Here is an 8118-nt window from a genome sequence, read left to right on the forward strand (position 1 = left end):
CCACAACGACGTATACATTTACACCAAATGGAGGTCAATGTGCATCGGCTGCAACAATGACAGTAACAGTAAATACAAATAATACTGCAACACCGGTATTTACTCAGATTGCAGCTATTTGTTCAGGACAATCATTTGTTCTTCCTGCGACTTCTAATAATGGAATCATTGGTACGTGGAGTCCTGTAGTAAATAATACTGCCACAACTACGTATACATTTACACCTAATGGAGGACAATGTGCATCTACAACAACAATGACGGTAACTGTAAATAATAGTGTATTACCAGTATTTACCCAAGTTGCGGCTATCTGTTCAGGACAATCATTTGTGCTTCCAACAACGTCAAACAATGGTGTAACAGGCACATGGAGTCCTGCAATCAATAATACTGTGACAAAAACTTATACTTTCACTCCGAATGCAGGACAATGTGCATCGACAACTACAATGATAGTAACTGTGAATGCAAGTAATAGTATTGTTCCAGTATTTACGCAAGTGGCGCCTATTTGTGCAGGACAGTCGTTTACACTTCCTACCACTTCAGATAATGGTATTAATGGAGCATGGAGTCCTGGAATAAATAATAACATTACAATAACGTATACTTTTATACCAAATAGCGGTCAGTGTGCTGCAATGACAACAATGAAGGTGATTGTAAATGATAAAGTACTACCTGCATTTACACAAATTGCACCTATTTGTTCAGGGCAATCATTTACACTTCCTAACACATCAAATAATGGTATAAGTGGCACCTGGAGTCCTGCGATTAATAATACAGTAACCAAAATTTATACATTTACTCCTGCATCCGGAGAATGTGCTCAAACAACAACAATGCTGGTTATTGTTAATTCGGTAAATGCAGAAGTAACTACTCAGGGAAATACCATTAGTGCAACAGCAACCGGCGCAACTTACCAATGGATCAATTGTGCCGATAATCAGTCTATTAACGGAGAAACTAATGCGTCTTTCACAGCGACAGCAACCGGTTCTTATGCAGTGGCTGTAACTCAGAATGGCTGCTCTGAAACGTCAGATTGTATTACAATTACTGAATTGGGTATAGAAACATTTATTAGAAATGGTTGGAAAATTTATCCAAACCCGGTAACTGATCAATTGTTTATTGAATTAAATGAAGCTACTGAGGTTGTAATTGTGGATATGACAGGAAAAACAATTCAACGTGAAACCTTAAAATCCGGAAATAATATTGTGAATGTAAATTCTTTAAGTTCAGGAGTGTATATCATAAAATCGGCATCTGGAGCCAATGTAAAATTTGTAAAGAAATAAAAATATCATTCATCACCTAAAAAAAGCCCCTGATCATTTGAAAAGGGGCTTTTTATTTTATAGATTGTGATATAATATTTCTCGGTTATATTAAATTCTTGAACAGAATTAATGAAGATGGAAAGGCAAATTAAGAACGTTGTTACTTAAAAATCAAATTTTATTGAAATACTTGGAAATAGTATAACTTTGCCGGCATCTAATGTTTTTACTACGTTTTATAATGAATAGAAGAATTAAATTAATCATATATATATATACATTTTTTAGTGCCCTTTTAGTGCTTGCCCAGAATACTGATCATAAAAAAATCACTATACTTGAAGAGCGTATTTCTGAGAATCGCGAACTATTGATGACAAATCCTGATAAGGCTTTTTCCGACATTGATAATTTGTTAAAACAAGCCATAAAAGAACAAAATAAAGAGGCTGAACTTATTTTATTATCACGTAAATGTTGGTATTACACAAATAATGATTTAAAAAATGCCATCGATGCAACAAAAAAACTGCAGGCTAAAGCCGAAGAATATAAAAACACACATTATTTGGCTACAGCTCATGTGCATTTTTCCAATATTTATTTAATTAGTGGGCTGCCAGTTAAAGCTTTAGATGAGTTTGAACAGGCCAGTGAACTTTTTAATAAAACAAATTATAAAGCCGATCCACAAGATGTTATTACTCTTCGATTGAATGCCTATTCGGCTGCTGGTGGTGCTTATATAGACTTGAATAAATCACATGAGGCAGCAAAAATGCTTTTAAAAGCAAATGCAGAGATAAAAAAGCTAAAGGATTCTGAAGCCAGAAATTTTAATCTACGCGTTAATTATACAAATCTGGGAGAGGTCTATTCAAAAATTGATATTGATTCGGCTGAATACTTCATAAATCATTCACTTCTTTTAAGTGATAAGATCAAAACGCCAGACATAGTCCAGTTTAATAATTATCTTGTTTTGGGATATGTATATAAAGAAAAAAAAGATTATATCAAGGCTATACATTACTATAAAAAAGCAGAAAGTAAAATATCTTATATCAATCCTACATTAGAGAATATCAATGCTATTTATAGCAGTTTATCTGAAATTTATAAAACTACTGATAGTCTGGAACAGGCCAATAATTATCTGGAAAAATTGCAGAACAGCTTATTAAAGCAGGAGCAGAATAAAAATAAATCTCTCCATAAAATAATAAACGACAAGCTCCTTGAAGAAAAGAACTATACTACTTATGTAGGTATCGGTTCCGGAATTTTGCTGCTTATAAGTCTTGGTATAATGTTTCGTTTATACATAAGGAATAAGCTGTTAGAAAAGCAGGAAAAAGCTGACGAAGCTTATTTACAGATAAATCAATCTGTAAAGCCTCAGGATATGGATGTTTACAAACGTTTAGCTGAATTGGCAAGAAATGATGATAAGGCATTCATTATTGCATTTCACGATCAGTTTCCTGGTTTTTATGAAAAACTGTTAGAGATAAATCCTAAGTTGGTAGAATCTGAGATCAAATTTTGTGCTTTTTTAAAATTGAAACTGTCAACTAAAGAAATTGCGCAAATACAAAGTATAGAACCTGCAACCGTTAAAAATAAGAAGAACAGAATCCGAAAAAGATTAAACATTCCTGTGGATGTTGAACTGTATTATTTTTTTAATCAATTTTAAAGCGTTTTTTGGAATTGTAATATGGTTATTTTAATAATTAAATTATACTGATCGTAACCTGATTATTAAAATCATGTTACGATTTTGCTTTTCAAAATGATGCTTCCGTTTATTTCTGAATATATTTTTTATTTTATAATGAAAAAGGCAAAATAATACTATTTATTTATGCTTTGATGAAATTCAATTGAATAAAAAAGCTAAAAATGCCAATAATTAATATTTAAATATTGATTATCAGTTGTTTTTGTTTTATTTAGTTAATGTTATGTATGTGTTGTGCATGTTAATTTTTCTTCGTTATGCACCTGTTGTACCCTGTTTAATTCTGAATTTTATGTTAATACCTGTTAGTTTTGTTGTGTACTGTACAAAATGTTTCTATTAAACCAAAAACTTTAAACTACCTTAAACTATCAAAACGTATGAAGAAAATATTTACTTTATTAATATTGTTTACAGTGGCATTTTTAAATGCACAAATTATCCCGCAAATTCAATGGGAGAAATCTCTGGGGAGCGAATCAAATGATGGTGCTGGAGGTATTACAGTAACTGCCGACGGTGGTTATATTGTTTTTGGAAATGTATTTCAAGCTTCTGGGACTGTAACTACCCATTATGGTGCGAGCGATTATTGGATTGCAAAACTAAATGCCACGGGTACTCTTGAATGGGAAAAAACATATGGAGGAAGTTCTTTTGAAGGTACAGCAGCGGCGGGATTAAGACTAGATACCTCGAAAATAAGGCAAACTCCGGATGGTGGCTATATACTCGGAGCTAACAGTTCATCAACCGATGGTGATATATCTGCGAATATTGGAGGAACGGATGTTTGGCTTGTAAAAATAGATAACTCAGGTACTATTGAATGGCAAAAAAACTATGGAACTGTAGCAGAGGATGCTTTTTTTGATATTAAAGTAACAAACGATGGTGGCTTTATTATGACGAATGGTACCTCTGATGATGAAACCTATGTATATGGTTCTAAAATCACGAAATTAGATGCACAAGGAAATATTGAATGGACTAACTCTTATGGAGGAGGAGCATTTACATTTTCGCATCTACTTAACATTATTCAAACCTCAGATGGTGGATACATCTCTACAGGATGGACAAATGCAGAAGAGTCAGAAACTACACCTACACATGAAATTTTCCCTGGTCTTAATAATCCCAATGGTCGTCTTTGGGTGCTTAAGATGGATGCTTCAGGAACTTTTGAGTGGGCGAAAGCCTATGGGGGGACTAGTATAGAGGAAGGCTATTCTATTGCAGAAACGGCTGAGGGTAACTTTGTGGTAGCTGGTATGACGTATTCAGGAGACGGGGATGCTGTAGGTCATCCCGATCCGGATAATGCTTCGTCACAATGGGTACTAAAATTGGATAATGCCGGAGCAATACTATGGCAAAAAACGCTTGGGGTTGTAGGAAATGCTGTTGATGTTAAAATAATGCCCGATGGTAACTACGTAATAGGTGGAAGTTATATTACTTATGTAAAATCAACAAACGGAGAGATTATAAATGGTCGTGGAGGCACTGATGAATTTTTGATGAAATTAAATCAGGAGACAGGAGATATTATCTGGACAAAGACAATGGGAGGGACTTTGAATGATAATTTATGGGGTTTTGCACTTACCCCTGATGGCGGCTTTATAACCATTGGAAGCAGTAGATCTACTGATGATGATATAACTGCTAATATTGGAGGTTTTGATTACTGGGTAGTAAAATTAGGACCTGATTGTATAACTCCGATTCTTACTGCAGAAATAGCTTACTCTGTTTGTACTGGAAATGAATTGACTTTGACAGCTCAATCAGAGGGGAATACTATTAATTGGTATTCATCAGAAACAGCAACTGATATATTGTTTACCGGGTCTGATTTTGTTACTCCTATTTTGACAGGGAATGTATCATATTGGGTAGAATCTGCTTCGCCATACGGATGTTCTTCGGAAAGGAAAGAAATTACCATAACAGTTTCTCCGATTACTTCAGCAGTGGTAGAATTTAGCTATGTTGGTGCTGTTTGTAAATCAGGTAATAATCCTACTCCAATTGTTGATAACGATTTTGTATGGGGAGGAACGTTCAATGCTCCAACCGGATTAAGTATTGATCCTTTAACTGGAGAAATAGATTTATCGTTAAGCAGTGCGGGAACTTATACTGTTACTTATACCGTACAAAGTTCTGGATGTACGTTAGGTAATTCAGATTCGGCAGTAATCATTATAACCAATTTATCTATTCCAATAGTCTCTTTTAGTTATGGAGAGATATGTACAAAAGATATTAATGCTTATCCTGTATTAAATAATGGTTTTGCAAACGGAGGTACCTTTAGCTCAAGTCCGGGTCTTTCTATCGATGCAATTACAGGAGAAATAGATGTTGAAAATAGTAAACCGGGAATATACGTTGTTGTTTATCAGGTAAAAGAAGATAATAGCTCTTGTTTGGCAGCTGGAAAATTCGAATCGGAAGCGATCATTAAAATATGCCAGATTCAAAAAGGTATTTCTCCGAATGGTGATGGCCTGAATGATTGGTTTGATTTAACCGGAATTGGAGTTCGTAACATAGGTATTTATAATCGCTACGGAAGAGAGGTTTACTCTAGATCAAATTATATAAAAGAGTGGGGGGGGCTGGATAGTGATGGCAAAGAATTACCTGATGGTACCTATTATTATGCTATTGAAAAGACAGACGGTGAAAAACTTACGGGTTGGATTTATATCAATAGAAATCACTAATACTTAAAAAGTAGTTTACCGGTTGAAATAATAACCGGTAAACTTTCATTTTAAAACCTAATGCCCAAAAATACTTAATGAAAAAAAAATATTATATAGTTTTATTTCTCTTTTCTCTTTTGAGTGTACAGGCCCAAATGCAAACCGCGCATTGGTATTTCGGTGCTAATGCAGGAGTAGATTTTTCGTCAGGTTCCTCAGTACCTGTTACTAATGGTGCGTTAGTTACAGCTGAAGGAAGTACGGCTATTTCAGATGAGTTTGGTAATTTATTATTTTATACAGATGGGAGCACTGTATATACTAAGAACCATACTATTATGCCTAATGGTCTAGGATTAAATGGAACTAGTTCGAGTTCTCAATCGGCTTTGATTGTTCCTGGCCCTGGAGCTTCCGAATTATTTTATATTTTCACTACAGATGCAGTTGAGGTTAGTCCTAAACATGGTTTTAGGTATACTGTAGTTGATATGGCATTAGGTACTGAAGGGGAAGTAGTATCTACTCAAAAAAATGTCGCTGTTCCCTTGGGTGGAGAGCAAGGTGTTTCAGAAAAGATTGCAGCAACTGTAAAAGGTGATTGCTCGGGTTATTGGGTCATTACTTACTTTAAAAAGAAATTTTATGCGTTTTCTCTTACTGAAGGAGGGATAGATATTACAAACCCTGTAATATCAGATGCATTTCCATATACAGGTGATACTGATTTGCAGGGATACCTTAAGGTTTCCCCGGATGGTAAGAGGCTTGCAGCAACTTTTACGGACGGTACAGGAAGTTTAGTATTATATGATTTTAATAATATTGACGGAACTATATCTAATGGACAGACTCTTTTTCAGTCAGAACCTTTTAATAATAGACTTTATTATGGTGTGGAATTTTCTCTAGACAGTAAGGTATTATATGCTACTTATAGTGGCTTAGTTCGTTATGATCTTACAGCAGCATCAATACCGGATTCGGAGATTGTTTTTTATAATACTCCAAATGGAGTGAGCGGGGCATTACAAATGGGGTTAGATGGAAAAATTTATTATGCACGTCTAAATAACCAATTCTATCTTGCAGCAATCAATGATCCTAATAATTTTAATGCTCCTGATCTTGATGTATTCGCTCTTTTTTTGGGAGGAAAACTTCATGCAATTGGATTGCCCAGTTTTCCCCAGCCCTTTTATCATGCTACTCTTTTTATAAATGGGAAACAGGAGCCACAAAAGGTTTGTAAAGGAGTACCTATTGATTTTAGTTATTGTTTTAATGGGGGAGTGCTTCCTCAATGGACTGTACGCTGGAATTTTGGAGATGGAACTATCTCTACAGAAGAAAGTCCGGTACATAATTATAGTGATCTCGGCACTTATACGGTAACTTTAGAAATTACTATTGGACTGAATGTTATTAAAGTAACTAACACCGTTACAATTTTACCTAGTCCTGATGCACATAAGCCTTTGAATCTTTCTGTTTGTGATATAGTTCCAAATGATGGTTTTTCAACATTCTTATTATCAAACCAGACTGCCACTATCTTAGGCACCCAACCGTCAGCAGATTATAGTGTAGCTTATTACGCAAGTGAGGATGATGCCAGGGCAGAAAACCTGCCATTGCCACAGAATTATACCAATACGAGCAATCCTCAGACAATTTATGCACGTGTAACGAGTATAGCTAATAGTTGTTTTGACATTACTTCGTTTACTTTAATGGTAAATCCTACCCCGGAGTTAGGTAACCCAAATGCTCTTGAAGCCTGTGAAGAAACACCGGGCAGCGGTATTTCCCATTTTGATCTTACCCAGTCTATTCCACAAATCACCAATGGTGCTAACGGACTTAGTGTAACTTTTTATAAAACACAATCCGATCTAAATAACAATATCCCGATTACTACTCCAACAAATTATACCAATACCACTCCGGGTGGAGAAACAGTATACTTCCAGGCAGCAGACCCTGCAGCTCCGGATTGTAAAACAGGAGGGAGTCTTGATCTTATTGTTAATGGTCAGCCGCCTTTAAACACAAATATTCCCGTTTACAAACAATGCGATTACAATAACCCGGGTGATGGATTCGAGAGTTTTGATTTGACTTCGATGTACCCATCAATTACTTCAACCCCGGGACTGACACTAACATATGAGTATCAAAGCGCAGGGACAAGAGTAGCGATAGCCGACCCAACGAACTTTACCAATACCATATCAAACCAGCAAACTATTTATGTATCTACCACAAATAATTCCGGTTGTAAGAGCGAAGTAAGTTTTGTGATAAAAGTAAATCCACTACCTGGTATAAATTCTAATTTACAGCCGTTCTACGCCTG

Annotated in this window: 4 protein-coding genes; all 4 read left to right on the top strand. The window is 35.4% G+C overall.

The genetic code is table 11. The features are described 5' to 3' along the window. Positions 1-1313: T9SS type A sorting domain-containing protein (locus tag EPI11_RS18675; RefSeq protein ID WP_164879221.1), on the top strand; the 1313-nt coding region annotated here is incomplete at its 5' end. 223 nt (positions 1314-1536) lie between these two features. Then, positions 1537-2994: a tetratricopeptide repeat protein gene (locus tag EPI11_RS18680; RefSeq protein WP_164879222.1), complete on the top strand. Its 1458-nt coding sequence runs from the start codon at positions 1537-1539 to the stop codon at positions 2992-2994. A gap of 425 nt (positions 2995-3419) precedes the next feature. After that, positions 3420-5777: a gliding motility-associated C-terminal domain-containing protein gene (locus EPI11_RS18685; RefSeq protein ID WP_128391512.1), complete on the top strand. Its 2358-nt coding sequence runs from the start codon at positions 3420-3422 to the stop codon at positions 5775-5777. Between the two features lie 77 nt (positions 5778-5854). Then, positions 5855-8118, top strand: a 2264-nt coding sequence (locus EPI11_RS18690) for a PKD domain-containing protein (protein WP_128391513.1), incomplete at its 3' end; no start/stop codon positions are given.

The sequence above is a fragment of the Flavobacterium cerinum genome, assembly GCF_004028155.1.
Classification (GTDB): Bacteria; Bacteroidota; Bacteroidia; order Flavobacteriales; family Flavobacteriaceae; genus Flavobacterium; species Flavobacterium cerinum.